Genomic DNA, 22,211 nt, shown 5'->3' with positions numbered 1-22,211 from the left:
TTGCGGGGAGAGGGTTGGGGTGAGGGGGACTCTCCACGAATACCGCGCTCGCGGAGAGTCCCCCTCACCCGGATTGCATCTGCCGATGCAATCCGACCTCTCCCCGCGGGCGGGGCGAGGTGCACCGAGCCCGAGGCTTTATTCTCACGGCGGCGTGGTCATTGCGAGGAGCCGAAGGCGACGAAGCAATCCAGAGTCCCCCCGTGATTGTGGATTGCTTCGCTTCGCTCGCAATGACGGCAGTGTTCATCGAGCAAATGGACAGCGGCAATGGCCACCAGACAGACGCAACTCCTCGCCCGCGCGCTGATGTCGCCAGCGGTCATCCTGCTGTTCATCTGGATGATCGTGCCGCTGGCGCTGACGATCTATTTCTCGACCCTGCATTACAGCCTGCTCGATCCCGGCTCGGAGAGCTTCGTCGGCTTCGAGAACTTCACCTACTTCCTCACCGATCCCGCCTTCCTCGCCTCGCTGCAGAATACGCTGGTGCTGGTCGGTTCGGTGCTGCTGCTGACCATCGGTCTCGGCATTCCCCTCGCGATCCTGCTCGACCAGCCCGTGATCGGCCGCAACATCATCCGTCTGATGGTGATCGCGCCGTTCTTCGTGATGCCGACGGTCAGCGCGCTGGTCTGGAAGAACCTGCTGATGCACCCGGTGTCCGGCCTGTTCGCCTGGATCGCGACCTCGCTGGGGCTGACGCCGATCGACTGGTTCACCGACGCGCCGCTGCTCGCGGTCATCTTCATCGTCGCCTGGCAGTGGCTGCCGTTCGCGACCCTGATCCTGCTGACCGCGCTGCAGTCGCTCGACGAGGAGCAGAAGGAGGCCGCCGAAATGGATGGCGCCGGCGCGGTGTCGCGCTTCATCTATCTGACCGTGCCGCATCTGGCGCGCCCGATCACGGTGGTGATCCTGATCGAGACCATCTTCCTGCTCACGGTGTTCGCCGAGATCTTCGTCACCACCGGCGGCGGGCCGGGGTTGCAGACCACCAACATCGCCTTCCTGGTCTATTCCCAGGCGCTGATCCAGTTCGACGTCGGCACCGCCTCGGCCGGCGGCCTCGTCGCGGTGGTCATCGCCAACATCGTCGCCTTCTTCCTGGTCCGCATCGTCGGCCGCAATCTGGAGGCCTGACCATGGCGCGCAAGGTCACCGGACGTCATGTCGCGATCTCGACCGTGGCCGCGTGGCTGGCCGGCTTCGTGATCTTCTTCCCGATCCTGTGGATGGTGCTGGCGAGCTTCAAGACCGAGCTGGAGGCGTTCGCGACGCCGCCGTCGTTCCTGTTCTTCCACTGGACCACCGAGAACTACGTCACCGTGCAGGAGCGCAGCGACTATCTGCACCACGCGCTGAACTCGCTGATCATCGCCGGCGGTTCGACCCTGATCGCGATGCTGATCGCGATCCCTGCGGCGTGGTCGATGGCGTTTGCGCCGACCAAGCGCACCAAGGACATCCTGCTCTGGATGCTCTCGACCAAGATGATGCCTCCGGTCGGCGTGCTCGTGCCGATCTATCTCATCTACAAGAATTTCGGTCTGCTCGACACCCGCACCGGGCTGGTCTTCATCCTGTGCCTCGGCAATTTGCCGATCGTGATCTGGATGCTGTTCACCTACTTCAAGGAGATCCCGAAGGACATCCTCGAGGCAGCGCGGATGGACGGCGCCACGATCGGGCGCGAGCTGATCTACGTCCTGACGCCGATGGCGATCCCGGGGCTGGCCTCGACCCTTCTCCTGAACCTGATCCTGGCCTGGAACGAGGCGTTCTGGACCTTGAACCTGTCGACCTTGAATGCGGCGCCGCTGACGACCTTCATCGCGTCCTATTCGAGCCCGGAAGGCCTGTTCTGGGCGCGGCTGTCGGCGGCGTCCACGCTCGCGATCGCGCCGATCCTGATCATCGGCTGGTTCAGCCAGAAGCAGCTCGTGCGCGGGCTGACCTTCGGCGCAGTGAAGTAACGAAAGGGCTGACCATGGGACGGATCACGCTGGAAGGTGTGCAGAAATCGTTCGGGCCGGTCCACATCATCAAGGGCGCCGATCTCGACATTCCCGACGGCGCCTTCGTGGTGTTCGTCGGCCCCTCCGGTTGCGGCAAGACCACGCTGCTGCGGCTGATCGCGGGGCTCGAGGACGTCTCCGGCGGACGGATCCTGATCGACGGCAACAATGTCGTCAATGTGCCGCCGGCCAAGCGCGGCCTGTCGATGGTGTTCCAGTCCTACGCGCTGTATCCGCATATGAGCGTGCGCGGCAACATCGCCTTCGGCCTGAAGATGGCCGGGCTGCCCAAGGCCGAGATCAACCAGAAGGTCGAGGCGGCCGCGGCCACCTTGAACCTCACGCCCTATCTCGATCGAAAGCCGCGCGAGCTGTCCGGCGGCCAGCGCCAGCGCGTCGCGATCGGCCGCGCCATCGTGCGCGAGCCCAAAGCGTTCCTGTTCGACGAACCGCTGTCCAATCTCGATGCCGCGCTGCGCGTGCAGATGCGGCTCGAGGTGACGCGGCTGCAGAAGCAGCTCGGCACCACCGCGATCTACGTGACGCACGACCAGGTCGAGGCCATGACCATGGCCGACAAGATCGTGGTGCTGAACGCCGGCCGCATCGAGCAATATGGCTCGCCGATCGAGCTCTATCAGCGCCCCGCCAATCTGTTCGTCGCCAGCTTCATCGGCTCGCCGAAGATGAACCTCATCACCGGCGCGGAAGCGGACAAACACCATGCGACCACGATCGGCGTGCGGCCCGAGCATGTCGCGGTCGTCGACGACGGCGGCGAGGGCTGGCCCGGCAAGGTGGTGATCGCCGAGCATCTCGGCAGCGACACCTTTCTCTACGTCGATGCCGGCGCGCTCGGGACGCTCACCGTGCGCGTCGTCGGCGAGAAACGACTCAGTGCCGGCGACACTGTGACGCTGCGGCCCGAGCCCAGCCGCATCTACCGCTTCGACGAGAGCGGCAATTCGATCTTCGCATGAGAGGTGACGTCCCCTTCGGGCGTCAACGACAACAACGGACCACGACGATGTACCTCGAAAAATTCAAACTGAACGGCAAGACCGCGTTGGTCACCGGCGGCGGGCAGGGCATTGGCCTGGCTTGCGTCGAGGCGCTGGCGGAGGCGGGCGCGCATGTCGTGATCGCCGATCGCGACGCCAAGGCGGCGGCGGACGGGCAGGCGGCGATGAAGGCCAAGGGCTATGACACCGAGACCGCGCTGATGGACGTCACCAACTCGGCTCAGGTCAACGAGGTGGCCGACGATCTGGTCGCGCGCTACGGCGGCATCGACATCCTCGTCAACAATGCCGGCATCGCGCGCAGCGAGACGCCGGCCGAGACCGTCACCGACGAGCACTGGCTGAACGTGCTGGACGTCAATCTCAACGGCACCTTCTGGTGCTGCCGCGCCTTCGGCAAGCACATGCTGGCGGCCAACAGTGGCGCCATCGTCAACATCGGCTCGATGTCCGGCTTCATCGTCAACAAGCCGCAGGAGCAGTGCTTCTACAACGCGTCCAAGGCTGCGGTGCACCATCTGACCAAGTCGCTGGCGGCCGAATGGGGCGCGCGGGGCATCCGCGTCAACGCGGTCGCGCCGACCTATATCGAGACTCCGCTGAACGCCTTCGTGAAGAGCAATCCGCGGATGTACGACGCCTGGATCGGTGGAACCCCGATGGCACGGATGGGGCAGGTCGAGGAGATCGCCTCGGTGGTGCTGTTCCTGGCCTCGGAAGCCGCAAGTTTGATGACCGGCAGCGTCGTCGTTGTCGATGGCGGCTACACTTGCTGGTAAGCTCGCGTCAAAATTGACGGGAGCGAAACATGCGGCAGGCGTTCATCGGTGTCGATGTCGGCACAACCAGCACGCGCGCCGGGATTTTTGACGGCAACGGCCGGCTGCTTGCCGCGGCGCGGCATCCGATCCAGACTTGGCACGAGGCCGGCGATGTCGTCGAGCAGTCGTCCGACGACATCTGGCGTGCGTGCTGCGCGTCGGTCAAAGCCGCGCTAGCGGAAGCCGCGATCGCGCCGGAGCTGATCAAGGGGATCGGCTTCGATGCCACCTGCTCGCTGGTGGTGCTGGACCGCCAGGGCGCGCCGGTCACCGTCAGCGGCTCCGGCGACGCCGGCCGCAATGTCATCGTGTGGATGGATCATCGCGCTCTGGCCGAGGCCCGCGACATCAATGCGACCCAAGACGAGGTGCTGCGCTATGTCGGCGGCTCGATCTCGCCGGAGATGGAGATGCCGAAGCTGCTGTGGCTGAAGCGGCATCTGCGCAAGAGTTTCGATGCGGCCGGCCATTTCTTCGATCTCGCCGACTTCCTCACCTGGCGTGCGTCAGGCTCTCTGGCGCGCTCGATGTGCACCGTCACCTGCAAATGGAATTATCTGGCGCACGAGACGCGCTGGAGCGCGGCCTTCTTTCGCCGTATCGGGCTGGAGGATTTCGTCCGCGAGGATTACGCGCGGATCGGCACCGAGATCGTCGCGCCCGGTACGCCGCTCGGCCGTGGGCTGTCGCAGGACGCGGCCGAACAACTCGGGCTCGTCGCGGGTACGCCGGTCGGAGCCGCGCTGATCGATGCCCATGCCGGCGGCATCGGCGCCATCGGTGGCCGCGCGGCTGACGGCGGGGAGGTCGATGTCTGCGACCGGCTCGCCTACATCATGGGGACTTCGGCCTGCATCATGGCGACGACGCGGGTGCCGTCCTTCGTGTCCGGCGTGTGGGGACCGTATTATCAGGGCATGGTGCCTGGGTTCTGGCTCAACGAGGGTGGCCAGTCTGCCGCGGGGGCGGCGATCGATCATCTGCTGCGCTCGCACCCGGCCGCGGCCGAGGCGACCGCTGCGGCGCGCGCGGAAGGGCTCGACCTGATCACCCTGCTCGAAAAACGGATCATGGCGCGGGTGCCGAATGCCGGCAGCGCGGCGCTGCTGGCGCGTGATCTTCACATTCTCCCGGAATTTCTCGGCAACCGCTCGCCCTATGCCGATCCGGACTCGCGCGCCGTCATTGCCGGCCTCGATCTCGATGCCGACGTCTCCGCGATGGAGCGGCTGTTCATGGCCGGGTTGTGCGGGCTCGCCTACGGCCTTGCCGACGTCATCGATGCCTTCGCCGTCAACGGTGTTACCAGCCGGACGCTGGTCATGGCGGGTGGCGCCTCACGCAGCCCGCTGGTACGCCAGATCATGGCAGATACGACCGGGATGGCGGTGGCGCTGCCGGGCACCCAGGAGCCGGTGCTGCTCGGTGCGGCCATGCTCGGCGCGGTCGCCAGCGGCGCTTTCCGCTCGATCGGCGATACGATGGCCTCGATGTCCTCGCTCGGGCGTCTCAGCGACCCGACCGATCCGAACATCGCGGCCTTCCATCGCCGCAAGCGGCGCATCCACGGCATGCTGCGGACGCTTGATCGCGAGAGCCGTTCCGTGATGCATGGTGTCGATGAGGAGGCACGCTGATGATCCTGAGCTGCGGCGACGCGCTGATCGATTTCGTCCCGGCCAGATTGGCCGACGGGCGCGATGCCTTGCGGCCAGTGGTCGGCGGCTCCTGCCTGAACGTCGCCGTCGGCGTGGCGCGGCTCGGCGCGCCCACGGGCTTCGTCGGTGGCATCTCGACCGATCTGTTCGGCACCATGATCGCGGCGCATGCCCAAGGCTCGAACGTCGACCTCGGCTACGCCACGCGCAGCCCGGACCAGACCACGCTCGCTTTCGTGCGCCATGTCGGCAGCGAGGCGCAGTATGCCTTCTACGACGCCGAGACCGCCGCGCGGAAGTGGACGTTCCGGCCGGGCAGTATTGCCTTTGCAGACATCGACGCCATCCATGTCGGATCGACCACGCTGATCCACGATCTCGGTGCCGCGGAGACCCGTGCACTGATCGCCGCCACGCAGGGCGCGGTGACGATCTCCTTCGACCCGAACTGCCGTCCGAATCTGGTGACTGATAAGGCCGGCTATCGCGCTGACATGGATGGGTTCGCCGCGAGCGCCGACCTGATCAAGATGTCGGATGTCGATTTCGACTATCTGCATGGCCACGACGACTACGCTGCGTGGGCGGGCGCGCTGCTGGCGCGCGGCACCAGCCTGGTCGTCGTCACGCGGGGTCCCAAGGGGGCGCTCGGCTGGCATGCGCAGGCCGGCGCGGTCGAGGTTGCGGTCCCCGCGATCGAGGTGGTCGATACGATCGGCGCCGGCGACTCCTTCCAGGCGGGGCTGTTGTTCGCGCTGCGCAAGCTCGGCCGCATCGACCGGGAGGCCCTGAGAGGATTGAGCCAGACCGAAATGCGCAAGGCGCTCGCCTTTGCCGCAGCCTGTGCGGCCGTCACCTGCACCCGCGAGGGCGCCGACCCGCCGCGCTGGGACGACGTGGCTGCAACCTGGGATCGCCTGGGCTGAAGCTCCCCATTGCACTCGTCATTGGGAACTGGTTGGCTGTTCCCCCGTCATATGTGAGTACCGGACGAGGAAGCGCGATCGCGAGACTCCTCTGCCCGGGCCGCGGAAATCTTGACGCGACAAAGAGTTGCAGGGAGGAGAACCATGGCACCCGCCGCACGGACCGAGCCGCTGTCCCGTCACGCGCTGGCCTTCGTGTTGGCTGGCGGACGCGGCAGCCGGCTGCTGGAGCTGACCGACCGGCGCGCCAAGCCCGCCGTCTATTTCGGCGGCAAGTCGCGCATCATCGATTTCGCGCTGTCGAACGCCGTCAATTCCGGCATCCGGCGCATCGCCGTGGCGACACAGTACAAGGCGCACAGCCTGATCCGGCATCTGCAGATGGGCTGGAACTTCTTCCGCCCCGAGCGCAACGAGAGCTTCGACATCCTGCCGGCGAGCCAGCGCGTCTCCGAGACGATGTGGTACGTCGGCACGGCCGACGCCGTGTACCAGAACATCGACATTCTCGAGACCTACAACACGAAATACATCGTCGTGCTGGCCGGCGACCACATCTACAAGATGGACTACGAGCTGATGCTGCAGCAGCATGTCGACCAGCGCGCCGACGTCACCGTCGGCTGCCTGGAGATGCCGCGCGAGGAATCCTCAGGCTTCGGCGTCATGCACATCAATGAGGACGACACGATCCGCGACTTCATCGAGAAGCCGGCCGATCCGCCGCCGATGCCGGGCAAGCCCGACAAGTCGCTCGCGAGCATGGGCATCTACGTGTTCGACGCCAAATTCCTGTTCGAGGAGCTGAAGCGCGACGCAGCGGACCCGAATTCCAACCATGATTTCGGTCGCGACATCATTCCCTACATCGTCAGAAACGGCCGCGCCGTGGCGCACCAGTTCTCGCGCTCCTGTGTCCGCGCCGCCCACGATCAGGGCAGCTACTGGCGCGACGTCGGAACGGTGGACGCCTATTGGGCGGCCAATCTGGATCTGACGGACGTCGTGCCCGAGCTCGATCTCTACGATCGCTCCTGGCCGCTCTGGACCTATTCTGAGATCACGCCGCCGGCCAAGTTCGTTCACGACACGGACGGCCGCCGCGGCGAGGCGACCTGCTCGCTGGTGTCCGGGGGCTGCATCGTCTCCGGCGCCCAGGTGCAGCGCTCGCTGCTGTTCACGGGAGCGCATCTGCATTCCTACGCCAAGCTGCAGAACGCGGTGCTGCTGCCCTACGTCAACGTCGCGCGCCATGCGCGCCTGACCAACGTGGTCGTCGATCGCGGCGTGCAGATTCCGGAGGGGCTCGTGGTCGGCGAGGATCCGGAGTTCGACGCCAAGCGGTTCAGGACCACGGAGAACGGCGTGACCTTGATTACCCAGCCGATGATCGACGGGCTCAATTCATGACGCCACTGCGCGTTCTGTCGGTTGCCTCCGAGGTCTATCCCATCGTCAAGACGGGCGGCCTCGCCGATGTCGTCGGCGCCCTGCCGTGGGCGCTGCTGGCGGAGGACGTCGAGGTCCGCACGCTGATTCCCGGCTATCCCGCGGTCATGAAGGCGCTGGAGCAGGCCAGCGAGATCAGCTCGCTGCCGAACTTCTTTGGCGGCAACGCCAGGCTGCTCGGCGGCAGCCATGGCGCGCTCGACCTGTTCGTGCTCGACGCGCCGCATCTCTACGACCGCGAGGGCAACCCGTATCTGGGGCCCGACGGCAAGGACTGGCCGGACAATGCGTTCCGCTTCGCGGCACTGGCCCGCGCGGCGTCCTATATCGGGCTCGGCGCGGTGCCGGCCTTCGTGCCCGATGTCGTCCACGGCCACGACTGGCAGGCTGGGCTGGTGCCGGCCTATCTGCTGTACAGCCACCGGCCGCATCCCGGCACGGTCGTGACCGTGCACAATCTGGCGTTCCAGGGCCGCTTTCCGCGCCACTTCCTGCCGCCGCTCGGCCTGCCGCCGGAATCCTTCTCGATCTACGGCCTCGAATATTACGGCGACATCAGCTTCCTCAAGGCGGGTCTGCAGTTCGCCGACAAGATCACGACGGTGTCGCCGACCTATGCGCGGGAAATCCAGAGCGACGAGCAGGGCATGGGCCTCGGCGGCCTGCTGCGTCAGCGTGCGTCGGACCTCGTCGGCATCCTCAACGGCATCGACACGGCGGTGTGGGATCCCGGCAGCGATCCGGCGATCGCCTCGCATTTCGGCATCGACCGGATCGAGGCGCGGGCGCCCAACAAGGCCGCGCTGCAGACGCGCATGGGCCTGCAGGTGGCGCCGGAGACGTTCCTGCTCGGCGTCGTCAGCCGGTTGACCTCGCAGAAGGGGCTCGACCTGCTGCTGTCCTGCCTGCCGACCTTGACCAGTAGCGGCATCCAGCTGGCGCTGCTCGGCGACGGCGAGGCCGAGCTGCGCGACGCGTTCCGTGCCGCGGCCGCGAACGATCCCGGAAAGATCGGCGTCGTCATCGGCTACGACGAGGGCTTGGCGCATCTCATCCAGGCCGGCTGCGATGCGCTGGTCGTGCCGTCGCGGTTCGAGCCGTGCGGGCTGACGCAGCTCTGCGCCCTGCGCTACGGCGCGCTGCCGATCGTCACTGCGGTGGGCGGTCTCGCCGACACCGTCATTGACGAGACCGAGGCAGGCGTCGCCGCAACCGGGTTCAAGTGCGCGTCCGTGACAGCGGAGGCGCTCGATCAGACCCTGCGCCGCGCCGCGGCGGCCTTCTACGCCGCGCGCAGCAACGCCTCGAACTGGACCCGCATGCAGCTCAATGCGATGCTGACCGACGTCTCCTGGCGCCACCGCGCCGGCCGTTACGCCGAACTCTACCGGCAGATCGTCGCGCAGCGGCGTCCGGCAGGCTGAGCGCCGCGGCGTACGGGTCGGGAGGCCTATGCCTCGATGAGAACCTTCAACGCATGGGTCTTGGCCGCGGCGCCGAACGTCTCGTAGGCATCGAGGATCTGATCAAGCCTGAAGCGATGGGTGATCAGCCGCTTCGGTTCGAGCTTGCGCGACTGCACCGTCTTCAGCAGCATCGGCGTCGTCACCGTATCGACCAGCCGCGTCGTGATCGCGATGTTGCGGTCCCACAGCTTCTCCAGATGCAGGTCGGCCTTGACCCCATGCACGCCGACATTGGCAATGGTGCCGCCGGGGGCGATGATGTCCTCGCAGGTCACGAACGTGGCGGGCATGCCGACTGCCTCGATCGCGGTGTCGACGCCGCGGCCATTCGTCAGCGCCAGGACCTTCTCGACGGCCTTGCCGTCGGCGTTGTTGACGACGCTGGTGGCGCCGAAGCGGGTGGCGACCTCGAGCCGGTTGTCGTCGAGGTCGATCATGATGATCTCGGCCGGCGAATAGAACTGTGCCGTCAGCAGCGCCGCCAATCCGATCGGGCCGGCGCCGACGATCGCCACCGCCGATCCCGGCTCGACCTTGCCGTTGAGCACGCCGCATTCGAAACCGGTCGGCAGGATGTCGCTCAACATCACCAGCGCATCCTCCTCAGTCCCAGGAGGCACGTGGTAGAGGCTGGTGTCGGCGTGAGGCGTGCGAACATACTCGGCCTGCGTGCCGTCGATCTTGTTGCCGAGGATCCAGCCGCCATGGCGGCAATGCGAATACATGCCGCGCCGGCAATAGTCGCAGGTTCCGCAGGCCGAGATGCAGGAGATGATGACGTGGTCGCCCGGCTTGAACGCGCGCACGGCGCTGCCAACCGCGTCGACCACGCCGACGCCCTCGTGGCCGAGAATGCGGCCCGGTGTACATGTCGGCACGTCACCCTTGAGAATGTGAAGGTCGGTGCCGCAGATCGTCGTCTTCAGGATTTTGACCACCGCATCGCCAGGCTCGATGATGGTCGGCTTCGGGCGCTCGTCGAGAGATTTCTGGCCGGGACCATGATAGACCAGGGCTTTCATGACGTACCTCCGCAGGTTGCTTCCCGGAGGATGGATGGCGCCAGAGAGGTCGCGCGCCGTTGAGGCGTATCAATCCTGGCCAGAGTCCCTATCACTATCGTGTGTCCCGGGTGGCCAGGACGAAAGGCGACGGCGGACGCGCGTCGCGCCTCCAATGCAGTCCAGCCCGGCTCGGATCACATGCGCATCGCTCTGGACGCATCGGTGCGGCTCGCGGATAGTCTCCCGGCTTCCTACAATTCCGCGTGAGATTTCATGACCGACAACCAGCCTTCGTCCGAGTCCTTCGACCTGATCATCCGCGGCGGCACCGTCATCGACGGCACGCGTGCGCCACGCTTCGAGGCGGATGTCGGCATCAAGGACGGCCGCATCGTCGCCATCGGCGGGCTTGACGGCCGGCGAGCCAGGCGGGAGATCGACGCCACCGGCCTCATCGTTGCTCCGGGCTTCATCGACTCCCACACCCATGACGACAGCGCCGTGCTGGTCGATCCCGACATGACCTGCAAGGTCTCGCAGGGCGTGACCTCCGTCGTGACCGGCAATTGCGGCGTCAGCATCGCGCCGCTGAAGCCGGGCTCGCCGCGGCCGATGCCGCTCGGCTTGCTATCGCCGAGCGAGGGACAGGTGGTCGAGTATGCCGCGTTCGCCGACTACGTCGCCGCGCTGCGCACGGCGCCCGCGGCGGTCAACGTGGCGCCCATGGTCGGCCACACCGCGCTGCGTGCGTCGGTCGTGAGCGACCTCGGCCGGGCCGCGACGGACGTGGAGATCGCCGAGATGCGCGCGCATGTGCAGGAGGCGCTCGACGCCGGCGCCATCGGCGTCTCGACCGGGACGTTCTATCCGCCGGCGGAGGCGGCGCCGACCGAGGAGATCATCGAGGTGTGCCGTCCGCTCACAGGCAGCGGCGGCGTCTATGCCACGCATATGCGCAACGAGGCGAACGAGGTGATCCAGTCGCTGGAGGAGAGCTTTGCCATCGGCAAGGCGCTCGACGTCCAGGTCGTGATCTCGCATCACAAGGTGGTGGGGCCAGCGAATTTCGGCCGCACCAGGGAGACGCTGCCGCTGATCACGAAGGCGATGAGCTGCCAATGCGTCGCACTCGACTGCTATCCCTACAACGCCTCGTCGACCATGCTGCACACCGACCCGGCCAAGCTGCAGGTCAAGGTCGTCGTCGCGGCCTCCGGACCCCATCCGGAAATGGCGGGTCGGGATCTCGCCGACATCGCCGCGGGCTGGGGCGTCGACCGGCTCGAAGCCGCCAAGCGGCTGCAGCCGGCGTCGGCGATCTACTTCGCGATGGACGAGGCCGACGTGCAGACCATCCTCGCCTTCGAGCCGACCATGATCGGCTCCGACGGGCTGCCGTTCGGCGAGCGTCCGCATCCGCGGCTCTGGGGCACGTTCCCGCGCGTGCTCGGCTACTACTGCCGCGAGCTCGAGCTGTTCTCGCTGGAGACCGCGGTGTGGAAGATGAGCGGGCTGACCGCGCGGAATTTCGGCGTCGAGGGACGCGGCACGATCGCGGTCGGCAACCATGCCGACATCACGATCTTCGATGCCGCCAGCGTCCGGGACAGCGCGACCTATGATGCCCCCTGCGTGCCGGCCGCCGGCATCGAGGCCGTCATCGTCAATGGCGCGCTGACCTGGTGGCAGGGCACGCACCAGAAGGCGCGTGCGGGGCAGGTGATCACGCGCGGATCACGGCGGTGATCTAGCTAGATCGTGAACGGGCGCTGGCTGTCGTACTCACGATCTTCCTTGCCGGTCCTGTAATGGTTCGGCGATTGCGTCGGCAGCATCTTGCGCTGAATCTGAAGGTGGAAATCGTTGTAGTTGCCCTTGAATTGACCGTTCGCCCAGACCAGCAGCAGCGCCGCGGTGAAGACGCTGTTGATGGCGCCATCGAATGACACCTGATTGTCCTGGCAGCCCGAGATCAGACGGATGCTGGCCTTGGCGACATCGCTCGACTTCGCACCCGGCGCGCCCTTTGCGGCCCGGCCGATGGCTTCATAAAATGCGCGGTTCTGCTCATAAGTACGAAGGGCGATATCCTGCGGCAAGAACTTGGGCGCATAGCTGATCCCTTTCGTCGCGGCCCTGCCGGCCACGGCGATATCCAAATTCCCGGCGAAGCCGGCGGCCTGCGCCATCTCGTAGTAGCTCACCTTGGCCACAGTGCCGCTATGGCAGGAATCGGAGAGAATCAGAACACGAACACCATCGGAGATCGCGCCGTACACGCGATAGAGTTCATCATCGATCATCTGTCCGTCATAGAGGCACCAGGTCTCATCGAGTGCGTCGATCTCGTCACCATCGAGGTCCGGAACCTGGCTGCCGTGGCCCGAATAGGTCAGCAGCAGAATGTCTCCGCTGTTCAAGTCGCGGGCGGCCATCGTCAGCATGTCGGTCACGGCGCCGCGCGTGGCCTGCTCGCTGAGCAGAATGCCGGTCCGATAGCCCGCCGTCTTCGCAATCGCCTCCATTGCGCGCGCATCATTCTCACAGGCGTTCAGCTTGCCGTCCCACCCAGCATAGTGCTTCGGATCCAGCCGATTGAGACCGATATGCAGCGAAATGCCCTTGGCCATTTCCGTCCCCCTGATGTCTCGGCTCGCAAACATCAAGCCGGCGGTTCGAGCCGATTGCCGCTTTCCGTGACCACCCAGGCGCAGACCGCGCAGATCGCATCGCCGTAGTCGCCGTGCCAACGGCAGTTCGCGCGGATCGAACACCGCGGCAGCGCCACGGTCCGCTCATTCGGCAAGAGCTCCAGCCCGTGCTCGTTCAGGATCTTGGCGACGCCACAGCGCTTACCGTCCCACTTTCCGCAGCCGCGCGCGAGGCACGGCGACGAGAAGCGGAAGCGCTGTTCCGGCGGACGTCCCTGCCGGGCGATCGCGACGAAGGCGGCGTCGACCTCGAAGCGCTCGGGAATGAAATCGATCCGGCCCTCGGCATTGACGATGCCGAGCAGCGTGTTGCCGTCGGCGCAGCGCGAACTCGGGCACATCGGCACCGACTTCGGCTTCACGGATGCTGCATCGGACATCGCCTGAACGCCTCTCGATTAGCTCTCGCCTCGCCCGGCTTGCTTGGTCTGGACATCGCCGTGATCCGAACGTGTGCCGGGCATTCGACCGCACTCAGGGATTATCCAGCTTCGGTCGATAGACAGCTCCGTAAATGTGGGAGCCAGGTCCCGCTCCGAACGCCTTGATCTGCGACAGCGGCGTCGCAACCATGTCGCCGCGCGTATCGAGCTTTGCGATTTCAGCCGTCACCGCCTTCTGAATGGCTTGCTCGATCTCAGACTTCAACTGGCCGGAGAGCGGACCGCCATCGATCTGAGCGACGAAGCGCTCCATCTCCGGCGCCGGCGCCGCCTTGGCGCCTCCACGCTTCGCAATCTCAGCGTCCAAAGCGGCCAGCGCAGCGACAAGATCACCCTGGACGCCGACGATCTGGCGCGCATGGTCGCGCAACGACACCAGATCGTCGATGGATGCGGGCCCTTTGATGGCCGCCGCCAACGCGTTGCCAATGGCAACGCCATAGACCATGATTGCTCCACCGGCGAAGGATGCGATTCCGCCAGCTGTACTCTTCTCGGTCATGATGTCCTCCTCCAGACCTTCAAGGCGCTGACTGAAGATCGATCGTGGCGATCAGACCCGCAGTGGCGCCGCCGTGCGTTCCCCCGAACGATTGGATTTGAGACAACGCCGTGATCTTCAGGTCGCCGCCGCTATCGTGAGCGGCAATGGCAGCCTTCACCGCATTATTGACGGCCTGCTCGATGCTCTGTCTCGCCTGTGGCTCGATCGGAAGGCCGGTGATCTGCACGGTGAAGCGTTCGGATGGCACGACCTCGGCAGGCGCCGCGCCCTTGGCGGCCGCCTGTCCGCCGCGCTTGACGATTTCCTCGTCGAGCGCGTTCACCGCAGAAACCAGATCGCCTTGAGCGTCGACGATCGCCTTCGCGTGCGAGCGCAATGTGACCAACTCGTCCAGAGTGATACCGCCACTTGCGAGCGCATTGCCGATCGCAAGGCCGTACAGAGGCACCACTCCGCCTGGAACGCCTTCCTTCGCCAAATTCGCCTCCCTCGTCCTCTATACAATCTAAGGTTAGTATTTTACGATACCAATCGTCAACGATGTCGCGGCAAATTTCATGTTCTCTCGTGTACCCCACGCCGATACCGAGATGCCGGTCCGATCAATCCCTTCCGGCGGCTTGCCTACCGCTCAACCGCGCTATGTGGTCTGGGAGATCACGCTCCTCTGCAACCTGAAGTGCAGCCATTGCGGGTCCCGGGCCGGCGCACCTCGCAATGACGAGCTGACCACCGCGGAATGCATCGCTCTGATTGGCGAACTTGCGCGCGCTGGCACCAAGGAGATCGTTCTGATCGGCGGCGAAGCTTACCTCCGCCCCGATTGGCTGGTCCTCGTCGAGGAGATCACTCGCAACGGCATTGTCTGCGGCCTGCAGACCGGCGCCCGGGCACTCACGGAAGCGAAGATCGAAGCAGCCGCGCGCGCCGGACTCAAGACCGTCGGCGTTTCCATCGACGGCCCGGCCGCTACACATGATCGGCTCCGCGGTATCAAGGGCAGCCACGGCCAAGCGGTGGCCGCGATCCGGAACGCGCGAAAGCATGGGCTGATGGCGACCGCCAACTCGCAGGTCAATCGTCTTACCCTGGGCGGCCTGCGCGACATTTTCGATACGATCATCGACGCCGGGGCCTCCGCCTGGCAGATTCAGCTCACCGTGCCCATGGGCAATGCGGCCGATGCTCCATCCTTGCTGCTGCAGCCCTTCGATCTCGCTGCGCTGATGCCGGAGCTGTTTGCACTGTTCGAAGAGGGCCTCGATCGCGGCCTGCAGCTTATGCCCGGTAACAACATCGGGTATTTTGGCCCATACGAAGCGGCTTGGCGCAGTACCTCCGGACGATTCGAATACTACGGCGGCTGCCAGGCCGGACGGGCTGGCCTGGGAATCGAGGCTGACGGCGCCATCAAGGGCTGCCCGTCGCTCCCCACGGCCGCCTATGTCGGCGGCAATATCCGCGATCGATCATTTACCGACATCTGGAACGACAGCGCCGAACTGCGTTTCATGCGCGATCTCGACGAGAGCCGCGGGCGCCGCTGGGGGTTCTGCGCCAAATGCTACTACGGTCCGATGTGCCGCGCCGGGTGCAGTTGGACCACGCACGTGCTGTCGGGACGGCCTGGCAACAATCCGTTCTGCCACTACCGGGTATTGCGGCTGGCCGAACGCGGCTGGCGCGAGGTGATCGTGCAGCGGACGAGGCCATCGGGACGACAGCCGTTCGACCATGGCTGCTTCGACATCATGATCGAGGACGCCCACGGCCGCCGATACGGCCAGGAAGTGTACGCGAGCGACGAGTTCCAGGATCTCGCGCCTGACGCGGCGGCGAGGCTGGACCAGCTGCTGCTCTGCGAGTCCTGCAAGCACTTCTTCTATCAGGGAGAGCCGGAATGCCCGCATTGCCACGCAGGCGCGGACGCAACGAACAGTGCCGATGATCACGTGCGGGTCGTGCAACGCGTCATGCACCACCACAACGAGATCGAACAAATCCTGCGCCGTATCGCGGCGCCCGCCTGACCGAAGGGCGCCTCCGCAGGTTGAGCGGAGTCGTTCGTCGGTACCTGCGGCCGCGGGAAGGCGCTGGCGAAAGTCGTCTGGTCCAATCAAACCCAACCGAGGAGAGTATCCCATGAATGCAAATGAAGACGTCAGAGCCGCGCTGGCGAACATTCCCGTGTCCTGGCTGCACATGCCGGCTCTGGCGTTCGCTGAAGCAGGAGCAGCGGGCGCGAAGGAATTCGGGCCGAAGATCGCGCCCGCCGTGCTGGCGCTCGGCGCTGCAGCCGCAGGAGCGATCATCGGCGGTGGCCTGCAACTCACGCATCAATACCTTCACGACAGCAAAGCCGGACCTGTATCGTATCAGGGCATCGACAAGGTGATCTGCACGGCGACCTTCGCCGAGATCGAAGCAGCCGCAACGCGCATCTACCAGGAGTCCGCCCAGGCCAAGGACGGCAATGCGCTGCAGCAGATCATCGATACTGCGGCAGGCGCGAAGTTCGTTCCGGCGCTGGCGCCCGTTGCCGGAGCGGCGGCGGCCTTCATTGCCGGTGTCTATGCCGGTGCTGCGGCGGCACGTCACTGATCAACAGTGAAACTGATCAACGCTGAAGGCGGCGCGCGGCTTGCCCGTGCGCCGGTTTCACCGGCGCGGCATCGCATGATGCCGACCGAGTCGACGGGCGGCTTTGGCCCCCCGGGCATCGTGGACGGCGCGTGCGCCAGACCCGCCGCTACCAGTGGCGGCAAACCGTTCCGGTCGCAGCATAGCTCAGCGGAATGGCGATGGGCCTGAGTTTTCTTACTCGTTCGTCCATTTGAGCCTTGGCGGATTTGCCGAGTTCAAAATGCCCGCCCCGCGGCGCGCGGTGGCCTATCCATCCAATTGGCGATCCAATTTTGGCGTCGGCACCAGCATGAACAGGCGTAGCCTGGATCGCTAGCTAAGCCGCTGCAGCCATCGCGCGCGCGAATTCCGGATAGCATTCGGCGAGCTCGTCGAGGATCCGGCCGCGGATCAGCTCGACCGTCGCCCGGTCCGGCGCGGGCGTGGGCGGCACGATCTCCGGCACCGTATAATCGAATCCGGTGCGATCGCGCACGTCGTCGGCGGAGTAGCCCGGGTGCACCGAGCGCAGCCGGAAGCTGCCGCGCTCGCGGTCGAAATCGAACAGCGCCAGATTGGTCAGCAGCGCCTGCGGGCCGCCGCGCCGCTTCACCTCCGGCGTGGTCGCGGCGGCGCTGACGAAATCCACCTTCGGCACCAACACGCGCGGCGAATGCTCTTCGCGAAACAGGATCACCCGCGGAATGAGATGGTAGAGATAGGCCGAGCCGAACGAGCCCGGCCAGCGCACATCCATCCGCGGATAGTCGCCGGTGCCGACCAGGTTGATGTTGCCGCTGCCGTCGATCTGACCGCCGCCGAGAAAGAACGCGTCGACGCGGCCCTGCGCGGCGCAGTCGAACAGCTCGACGCCACCATTGGTGAAGAAATTGTGCCGGCTCGAGCCGAGGATCGAGATGCGGACCGGCGGCTTGCCCGCTTGCGCGTTCCGTGCGCGCAGCAGCATCGCGCCGGCCGCCGGGATCGGCGACGAGGCGCCGACAGCGACATGGCGGATGCCATCGAGCAGGTCGGCGATGGTGGTGATCAGCAGCTCCTTGCGCGCGCGTTCATCGTGCATGGTCATGCCACCTCCTTGCAGCGGGTCAGGAAGGCGGAGAGATAGCTGCGAAAGCCCTCGTCGGTGCGCGCCATCGCGGCGTAGCGCGCCAGCTCTGCGCCATCGGTCTCGTATTCATCCCACAGCGGCAGCGGCCAGGCCCCGTTCGCGGCCACCGCGATGGCATCGACATACAGCGCCGGCAGCACGCCGGCCGCCGAGTCTTCGGTTGCCATCAAATCGCGATCGACGATGCGCTCGACGGTGACCAGCGTGCGCTTCGCCGCATAGGCCATCGTCGCCAGCTCGCGGTAGCGACCGATGCGGACATTGCCGAAGCGGTCGGCCTCGGGAGCATGAAACAGCGCCACGTCGGGCGTGATCGCCGGCACCACGACCACCTTGCCGGGCTCGCCGACCGGACTGTCGATCACCTTCCAATCGGGGCGGACCTGCAGCAGATCGCTGCCGATGATGCCTGCGATCGGCATGAACGGCACGCCCTTCTGCCCGGCCAGCAGGCCGGCATGGATCGCAGGGCAGGTGGCATCGCGCAGGCGGATGCTGCCGTCGCGCACGGCCGAGACGAAGCGCGGTGCGCCGCCGGCCTCGCCGAGCGAGACGGCACTGGTTTCCACCACCGCGGCCACGCCGGCGCCGATCAGCAGATCGGCCTGGAGGCCTGATATCGGCACGCAGACGAGATGCAGTCCGGTGAGGCCGGCCTCGATCATGGCCGCCGTCGCCGCCATCGAGACGCCGGCACGGTCGACCGGGATCGCGATCGATTGCCCCGGTGCGATGGATGCGACGAGCGCCTCCAGACCGACCATCTCCGTCATCGGCGTATCCTCCCGTTGTTGCTTTGCCGCGCAGTTTAGCGATGCCCCGCGGACCTGTCAGTGCTGGTATGCGATCGTCGAGCCGCGGATGATGAGCTCCGGCGCCAGGACGATGTGGTCGGTCGCTGCCTCGCGCCCGGCAAGGCGGTCGAGCAGCAGCCGCGCCGCGGCTTCCCCCATGTCGCGCTGGGCGATCCGCACCGTGGTCAGCGGCGGCGCGACCATGTCGACGAACGGCATGTCGTTGTGGCCGACCACGGAGATATCACCGGGGCAGGTCAGGCCGCGCGCGGCGAGCGCGTCATAGACGCCGAGCGCCAGCAGATCATTGGCGGCGACGATCGCGGTCGGACGCGTCCGCCGCGCGAGCAGGCGCAGCGCAGCCTCGCGACCCGCCGCCCGCGTATAGGCTTCGACGGCTTCGACCGGCGCATGGCGGGCGGACAGTCCCGCGACCCTGATGCTGGCCTCGAAGCCGGCGCGGCGCCGTGCACCGGTCGAGATGTGCTGCGGGCCCGCGACGTGACCGATGCAGCGGTGGCCGAGCGCGACGAGATGCTGGACGGCGAGACGCATGCCGGCGGCATCGTCGCTGGCTGCCGAGGGCAGGAGTCCGGCGGCATCGACGCGATTGACCAGCACCACCGGTAGCGCCGCGTCCAGGCAGTGCTTCACGACATCGTCGCGCAAGCTCACCGTCGCCAGCACCAGACCGTCGACGCCGCGGGCAATCAGCCGGTCGACCAGATCCTGCTCCGAGCCCTTGCTGCCGACGTCGACGACGATCGTCGCATAGCCCTCGGCGTTGAGATGATCGGCGATGCCGGACAGCACGGGCGGGAAGCCGGGATCGGCGATATCGGGCGCGAGCACACCGATCAGGCCGCTGCGCCCGGTGCGCAGGCCCTTGGCGGCCATGTTCAGCCGATAGCCGAGCGCGTTGGCGGCGGCCTGGATCCGCTCCACGACATCGCCCGCCACCAGATGCTTCATGGCCGGGCTGAGCGCGCGCGACACCGTGGAGGGATGCACGTCGCAGCGCGCGGCGACGTCCTTGATCGTCGGGCGTGAGGACGCCGTTGCGCGCGGGCTCCTTGTCGATGGCGACGTCCGTTTCATCCCCGCTCCCCGATGCCGCAGCGCAACGACGTTTTGATCGCGCGGTACCTTGACACATTTTGTGTGCGTGCAATAAATCCGGCTCTGCAATCGATTGCAACAGCACAATGGGAAACGTCCACATGACAGCCAGCGCGTTGAAGCCGCATCTGGTCAGTCCGGAGCATCTCGATCCGCATTGGCGCTGGGGGCGGGCGATTCCGTCGCATGGCCATGTCTCGGTGGATTTCGAGCGCCGCGTCGATTTCGACAGGTTGCGGCGCTACCGACTGGCGCGGGCGCGCGCGGCGCTGAAGGCGTCGGGCTATGGTGCGCTGCTGCTGTTCGACGTCAACAATATTCGCTACGTGTCCGGCACCAAGATCGGCGAATGGGAGCGCGACAAGCTGTGCCGTTTCGCGCTGCTGGCCGGCGACGGCGAGCCGATCGTGTGGGATTTCGGTTCGGCAGCCGTCCACCATCGTCTGTTCTGCGACTGGCTGGCGCCGGAGAACTGCCGCGCCGGCATGCTCGGGATGCGCGGCACCGTGCCGCCCGCGGTCGGGCTGATGAAGGCGCATGCCGAGGAGGTCATGAGCCTTTTGCGCGCTGCAGGTGTTGCCGACATGCCGGTCGGTGTCGACCTTGCGGAAACTGCGATGTTCTTCGAGCTGCAGAAGGCCGGCATGAAGGTGGTCGATGGCCAGCAGGTCATGCTGGACGCGCGCGAGATCAAGAACATCGACGAGATCATGCTGCTCAACCAGGCCGCGGCCATGGTCGACGGCGTCTATCATTCGATCTACGAGCACCTGAAGCCGGGCGTGCGTGAGAACGACATCGTCGCGCTTGCCAACAAGATGCTCTACGAGATGGGCTCCGACGACGTCGAGGCGATCAATGCCATCTCCGGTGAGCGCTGCAATCCGCATCCGCATAATTTCACCGACCGCATCCTGCGTCCGGGCGACCAGGCGTTCTTCGACATCCTGCAGTCCTATCAGGGCTACCGGACCTGCTACTACCGCACTTTCAACGTCGGCCGCGCCACGCCGGCGCAGCACGACGCCTACAAGCAGTGCCGCGAATGGCTCGATCATGCGATCGCGCTGATCAAGCCGGGCGTCTCGACCGACACCGTCGCCAAGGTCTGGCCTAAGGCCGAGGAGTTCGGCTTTCCCTCGGAGATGGCCGCCTTCGGCCTGCAGTTCGGCCACGGCCTCGGGCTCGCGCTGCATGAGCGCCCGATCATCTCGCGGCTGGTCTCGCTGGACAATCCGATGGAGATCAAGACCGGGATGGTGTTCGCGCTCGAGACCTACTGTCCGGCGACCGACGGCTTCTCGGCCGCGCGGATCGAGGAGGAGGTGGTGGTCACCGACAAGGGCTGTCAGGTGATCACGCTGTTCCCGGCCGAGGAATTGCCGATCGCCAACCGCTATTGAGCGAACGGACGGTGCGACCAGGAGAGTGGTCTTCGTGTTTTCGTCATTGCGAGCGAAGCGAAGCAATCCAGGGCGGCATCCGTGACTCTGGATTGCTTCGTCGCTTCGCTCCTCGCAATGACGGCATCCGTGATAAGTAGGACGAGGAGACGACAATGACCACGACGCATTCGCTCGGCTGGATCGGCATGGGGCGCATGGGCTATCCGATGGCCGAGCGCCTGCTCAAGGCCGACCACAAGGTGTCGATCTACAATCGCACCCGTGCCAAGGCCGAGCCGCTGGCGGCGAAAGGCGGCGTGATCGTCGATCATCCCCGTGATCTCGCCGCGTGCGACATCGTGTTCACGATGGTGTCGACGGGCAAGGATCTCGAGCAGGTCTATTTCGGCGACAACGGCCTGGTGGCTGCCAGTTCCGGATCGCGTCCCCGGATCCTGGTGGACTGCTCCTCGATCGGCATCGAGCAGTCGGAGGCGATCGCCGCCAAGCTCGTTCGACTGGGCTGTGAGTTCGTGCGCGCGCCGGTGTCCGGCAACGGCAAATGCGTCAAGGCCGGCAAGCTGTCGTCGGTCGTCTCCGGCCCCAAGGCCGCATTCGAGGTCATCGCACCCTATCTGGCGAAGATCGCTGTCTCCGGCGTGTCCTATGTCGGCGAGGGCGAGCTCGCGCGCATCTGCAAGATCGCGCACAATGTCTTCCTCGGCGTCGTGATCCAGAACCTCGCCGAGATCACCATCCTGGCGCAGAAGGCCGGCGTGCCGCGCCATGCCTTCCTGAATTTCATGAACGCCAGCGTCATGGGCTCGACTTTCACGAAGTACAAGAGCAACGCGCTGGTCAATCTCGACTGGACCACGACCTTCACGCCGCCGCTGCTGCGCAAGGATCTCGATCTCGGCCTGTCGGCGGCGCGCCAGCTCGACGTCGCGATGCCGGTGACGGCCGCGACGCGCGAGGCATTGCAGGCCCATGTCGGCGCGGCCTCGCTGCAATCGGATCCCGCCGCCTATCTGGAGAAGGATTTTGCGGCACTGCTGGAGACCGTGGCGCTCGCCGCCGGCCTCAAGCTGCAGCCCGAGAATGTGCCGATGCCGACCGGGCTGGAGACCGAGGGATAA

21 protein-coding genes are annotated in these 22,211 nt (G+C 65.9%); 13 read left to right on the top strand and 8 right to left on the bottom strand.

What is annotated here, in order from left to right; translation table 11 throughout:
• The first annotated feature begins 270 nt into the window (after window positions 1-270).
• The 8 genes from QW887_RS33830 to glgA all read left to right on the top strand — a co-directional run bounded on the left by QW887_RS33830 (window position 271) and on the right by glgA (window position 9,318).
• The gene (locus QW887_RS33830) at window positions 271-1,143 is read left to right on the top strand and encodes a sugar ABC transporter permease (RefSeq protein WP_315826533.1); all 873 of its coding nucleotides are present in this window, start codon (window positions 271-273) and stop codon (window positions 1,141-1,143) included.
• A 2-nt stretch (window positions 1,144-1,145) separates the two neighbouring features.
• Window positions 1,146-1,976: a carbohydrate ABC transporter permease gene (locus tag QW887_RS33825; protein ID WP_316170757.1), complete on the top strand. Its 831-nt coding sequence runs from the start codon at window positions 1,146-1,148 to the stop codon at window positions 1,974-1,976.
• A gap of 14 nt (window positions 1,977-1,990) precedes the next feature.
• On the top strand, window positions 1,991-2,998 hold the full coding sequence (locus QW887_RS33820) for an ABC transporter ATP-binding protein (RefSeq protein WP_316175697.1): 1,008 nt from the start codon (window positions 1,991-1,993) through the stop codon (window positions 2,996-2,998).
• A gap of 47 nt (window positions 2,999-3,045) precedes the next feature.
• Entirely contained in the window at window positions 3,046-3,819 is a 774-nt protein-coding gene (locus QW887_RS33815) for an SDR family NAD(P)-dependent oxidoreductase (protein ID WP_315716337.1), read from the top strand.
• Window positions 3,820-3,848: 29 nt separating this feature from the next.
• Entirely contained in the window at window positions 3,849-5,498 is a 1,650-nt protein-coding gene (locus QW887_RS33810) for an FGGY-family carbohydrate kinase (RefSeq protein ID WP_316175698.1), read from the top strand.
• Complete coding sequence (locus QW887_RS33805; protein WP_316175699.1) at window positions 5,498-6,445, top strand: carbohydrate kinase; 948 nt, start codon at window positions 5,498-5,500, stop codon at window positions 6,443-6,445. Before QW887_RS33810 ends, QW887_RS33805 begins: the two co-directional genes overlap by 1 nt.
• 144 nt (window positions 6,446-6,589) lie before the next feature.
• Window positions 6,590-7,855 (top strand): glucose-1-phosphate adenylyltransferase, encoded by a 1,266-nt coding sequence (glgC, locus tag QW887_RS33800; protein ID WP_316175700.1) that lies wholly within the window; start codon window positions 6,590-6,592, stop codon window positions 7,853-7,855.
• Window positions 7,852-9,318: a glycogen synthase GlgA gene (glgA, locus tag QW887_RS33795; RefSeq protein ID WP_316187841.1), complete on the top strand. Its 1,467-nt coding sequence runs from the start codon at window positions 7,852-7,854 to the stop codon at window positions 9,316-9,318. The genes glgC and glgA overlap by 4 nt, the downstream gene beginning before the upstream one ends.
• A 26-nt stretch (window positions 9,319-9,344) precedes the next feature.
• Here glgA and QW887_RS33790 read toward each other — a convergent pair whose 3' ends face one another.
• Window positions 9,345-10,382, bottom strand: a complete 1,038-nt coding sequence (locus QW887_RS33790) for a zinc-dependent alcohol dehydrogenase family protein (RefSeq protein ID WP_315826538.1) — start codon at window positions 10,380-10,382, stop codon at window positions 9,345-9,347.
• Window positions 10,383-10,637: 255 nt separating this feature from the next.
• On the opposite strand from QW887_RS33790, the gene QW887_RS33785 reads away from it, so the two are divergent.
• Window positions 10,638-12,110 (top strand): D-aminoacylase, encoded by a 1,473-nt coding sequence (locus QW887_RS33785; protein ID WP_316187840.1) that lies wholly within the window; start codon window positions 10,638-10,640, stop codon window positions 12,108-12,110.
• A gap of 5 nt (window positions 12,111-12,115) precedes the next feature.
• Here QW887_RS33785 and QW887_RS33780 read toward each other — a convergent pair whose 3' ends face one another.
• From QW887_RS33780 to QW887_RS33765, 4 genes are all read right to left on the bottom strand, one after another.
• The gene (locus tag QW887_RS33780; RefSeq protein ID WP_316185476.1) at window positions 12,116-13,138 is read right to left on the bottom strand and encodes a caspase family protein; all 1,023 of its coding nucleotides are present in this window, start codon (window positions 13,136-13,138) and stop codon (window positions 12,116-12,118) included.
• Window positions 13,027-13,455 carry a hypothetical protein gene (locus QW887_RS33775; RefSeq protein ID WP_315826541.1) on the bottom strand — a complete coding sequence of 143 codons (429 nt, stop codon included), beginning with the start codon at window positions 13,453-13,455 and terminating at the stop codon, window positions 13,027-13,029. The genes QW887_RS33780 and QW887_RS33775 overlap by 112 nt, the downstream gene beginning before the upstream one ends.
• 94 nt (window positions 13,456-13,549) lie before the next feature.
• Window positions 13,550-14,020: a hypothetical protein gene (locus tag QW887_RS33770; RefSeq protein ID WP_316196107.1), complete on the bottom strand. Its 471-nt coding sequence runs from the start codon at window positions 14,018-14,020 to the stop codon at window positions 13,550-13,552.
• A gap of 19 nt (window positions 14,021-14,039) precedes the next feature.
• Entirely contained in the window at window positions 14,040-14,501 is a 462-nt protein-coding gene (locus QW887_RS33765) for a DUF1843 domain-containing protein (RefSeq protein WP_315716327.1), read from the bottom strand.
• A gap of 79 nt (window positions 14,502-14,580) precedes the next feature.
• Here QW887_RS33765 and QW887_RS33760 point away from each other — a divergent pair, with 79 nt between their 5' ends.
• Both QW887_RS33760 and QW887_RS33755 read left to right on the top strand, forming a co-directional pair.
• The gene (locus QW887_RS33760) at window positions 14,581-16,053 is read left to right on the top strand and encodes a radical SAM/SPASM domain-containing protein (protein WP_316170765.1); all 1,473 of its coding nucleotides are present in this window, start codon (window positions 14,581-14,583) and stop codon (window positions 16,051-16,053) included.
• A 112-nt stretch (window positions 16,054-16,165) separates the two neighbouring features.
• Entirely contained in the window at window positions 16,166-16,624 is a 459-nt protein-coding gene (locus tag QW887_RS33755; protein ID WP_315716325.1) for a hypothetical protein, read from the top strand.
• 358 nt (window positions 16,625-16,982) lie between these two features.
• Here the strand turns inward: QW887_RS33755 and QW887_RS33750 are convergent, their stop codons facing one another.
• From QW887_RS33750 to QW887_RS33740, 3 genes are read right to left on the bottom strand one after another with little or no spacing between them, the layout of a single operon-like run.
• Window positions 16,983-17,732: a CoA-transferase gene (locus QW887_RS33750; protein ID WP_316175704.1), complete on the bottom strand. Its 750-nt coding sequence runs from the start codon at window positions 17,730-17,732 to the stop codon at window positions 16,983-16,985.
• On the bottom strand, window positions 17,729-18,547 hold the full coding sequence (locus QW887_RS33745; protein WP_316170767.1) for a CoA transferase subunit A: 819 nt from the start codon (window positions 18,545-18,547) through the stop codon (window positions 17,729-17,731). Before QW887_RS33745 ends, QW887_RS33750 begins: the two co-directional genes overlap by 4 nt.
• A 57-nt stretch (window positions 18,548-18,604) precedes the next feature.
• Window positions 18,605-19,666 carry a LacI family DNA-binding transcriptional regulator gene (locus QW887_RS33740; protein WP_316170768.1) on the bottom strand — a complete coding sequence of 354 codons (1,062 nt, stop codon included), beginning with the start codon at window positions 19,664-19,666 and terminating at the stop codon, window positions 18,605-18,607.
• 122 nt (window positions 19,667-19,788) lie between these two features.
• Between QW887_RS33740 and QW887_RS33735 the strand changes: the two genes are divergently transcribed.
• Together QW887_RS33735 and QW887_RS33730 are read left to right on the top strand one after the other, a co-directional pair.
• Complete coding sequence (locus QW887_RS33735) at window positions 19,789-21,090, top strand: Xaa-Pro peptidase family protein (protein ID WP_316170769.1); 1,302 nt, start codon at window positions 19,789-19,791, stop codon at window positions 21,088-21,090.
• Between the two features lie 155 nt (window positions 21,091-21,245).
• On the top strand, window positions 21,246-22,211 hold the full coding sequence (locus QW887_RS33730; protein ID WP_316185472.1) for an NAD(P)-dependent oxidoreductase: 966 nt from the start codon (window positions 21,246-21,248) through the stop codon (window positions 22,209-22,211).

Origin of the sequence: Bradyrhizobium sp. SZCCHNRI3052 (assembly GCF_032484895.1) — a bacterium.
In the GTDB taxonomy this organism is placed as follows: domain Bacteria; phylum Pseudomonadota; class Alphaproteobacteria; order Rhizobiales; family Xanthobacteraceae; genus Bradyrhizobium.
Note: the sequence above shows the minus strand (reverse complement) of the source record. Positions and strands in the feature narration are given on the sequence as shown.

What these genes read in the sequence shown, in the direction of transcription:
- QW887_RS33830 (WP_315826533.1), top strand. Translation starts at nt 271, where the DNA reads ATGGCCACCAGACAGACGCAACTCCTCGCCCGCGCGCTGATGTCGCCA.
- QW887_RS33825 (WP_316170757.1), top strand. Translation starts at nt 1,146, where the DNA reads ATGGCGCGCAAGGTCACCGGACGTCATGTCGCGATCTCGACCGTGGCC.
- QW887_RS33820 (WP_316175697.1), top strand. Translation starts at nt 1,991, where the DNA reads ATGGGACGGATCACGCTGGAAGGTGTGCAGAAATCGTTCGGGCCGGTC.
- QW887_RS33815 (WP_315716337.1), top strand. Translation starts at nt 3,046, where the DNA reads ATGTACCTCGAAAAATTCAAACTGAACGGCAAGACCGCGTTGGTCACC.
- QW887_RS33810 (WP_316175698.1), top strand. Translation starts at nt 3,849, where the DNA reads ATGCGGCAGGCGTTCATCGGTGTCGATGTCGGCACAACCAGCACGCGC.
- QW887_RS33805 (WP_316175699.1), top strand. Translation starts at nt 5,498, where the DNA reads ATGATCCTGAGCTGCGGCGACGCGCTGATCGATTTCGTCCCGGCCAGA.
- glgC (WP_316175700.1), top strand. Translation starts at nt 6,590, where the DNA reads ATGGCACCCGCCGCACGGACCGAGCCGCTGTCCCGTCACGCGCTGGCC.
- glgA (WP_316187841.1), top strand. Translation starts at nt 7,852, where the DNA reads ATGACGCCACTGCGCGTTCTGTCGGTTGCCTCCGAGGTCTATCCCATC.
- QW887_RS33790 (WP_315826538.1), bottom strand. Translation starts at nt 10,382, where the DNA reads ATGAAAGCCCTGGTCTATCATGGTCCCGGCCAGAAATCTCTCGACGAG.
- QW887_RS33785 (WP_316187840.1), top strand. Translation starts at nt 10,638, where the DNA reads ATGACCGACAACCAGCCTTCGTCCGAGTCCTTCGACCTGATCATCCGC.
- QW887_RS33775 (WP_315826541.1), bottom strand. Translation starts at nt 13,455, where the DNA reads ATGTCCGATGCAGCATCCGTGAAGCCGAAGTCGGTGCCGATGTGCCCG.
- QW887_RS33770 (WP_316196107.1), bottom strand. Translation starts at nt 14,020, where the DNA reads ATGACCGAGAAGAGTACAGCTGGCGGAATCGCATCCTTCGCCGGTGGA.
- QW887_RS33760 (WP_316170765.1), top strand. Translation starts at nt 14,581, where the DNA reads ATGTTCTCTCGTGTACCCCACGCCGATACCGAGATGCCGGTCCGATCA.
- QW887_RS33755 (WP_315716325.1), top strand. Translation starts at nt 16,166, where the DNA reads ATGAATGCAAATGAAGACGTCAGAGCCGCGCTGGCGAACATTCCCGTG.
- QW887_RS33750 (WP_316175704.1), bottom strand. Translation starts at nt 17,732, where the DNA reads ATGACCATGCACGATGAACGCGCGCGCAAGGAGCTGCTGATCACCACC.
- QW887_RS33745 (WP_316170767.1), bottom strand. Translation starts at nt 18,547, where the DNA reads ATGACGGAGATGGTCGGTCTGGAGGCGCTCGTCGCATCCATCGCACCG.
- QW887_RS33740 (WP_316170768.1), bottom strand. Translation starts at nt 19,666, where the DNA reads ATGAAACGGACGTCGCCATCGACAAGGAGCCCGCGCGCAACGGCGTCC.
- QW887_RS33735 (WP_316170769.1), top strand. Translation starts at nt 19,789, where the DNA reads ATGACAGCCAGCGCGTTGAAGCCGCATCTGGTCAGTCCGGAGCATCTC.
- QW887_RS33730 (WP_316185472.1), top strand. Translation starts at nt 21,246, where the DNA reads ATGACCACGACGCATTCGCTCGGCTGGATCGGCATGGGGCGCATGGGC.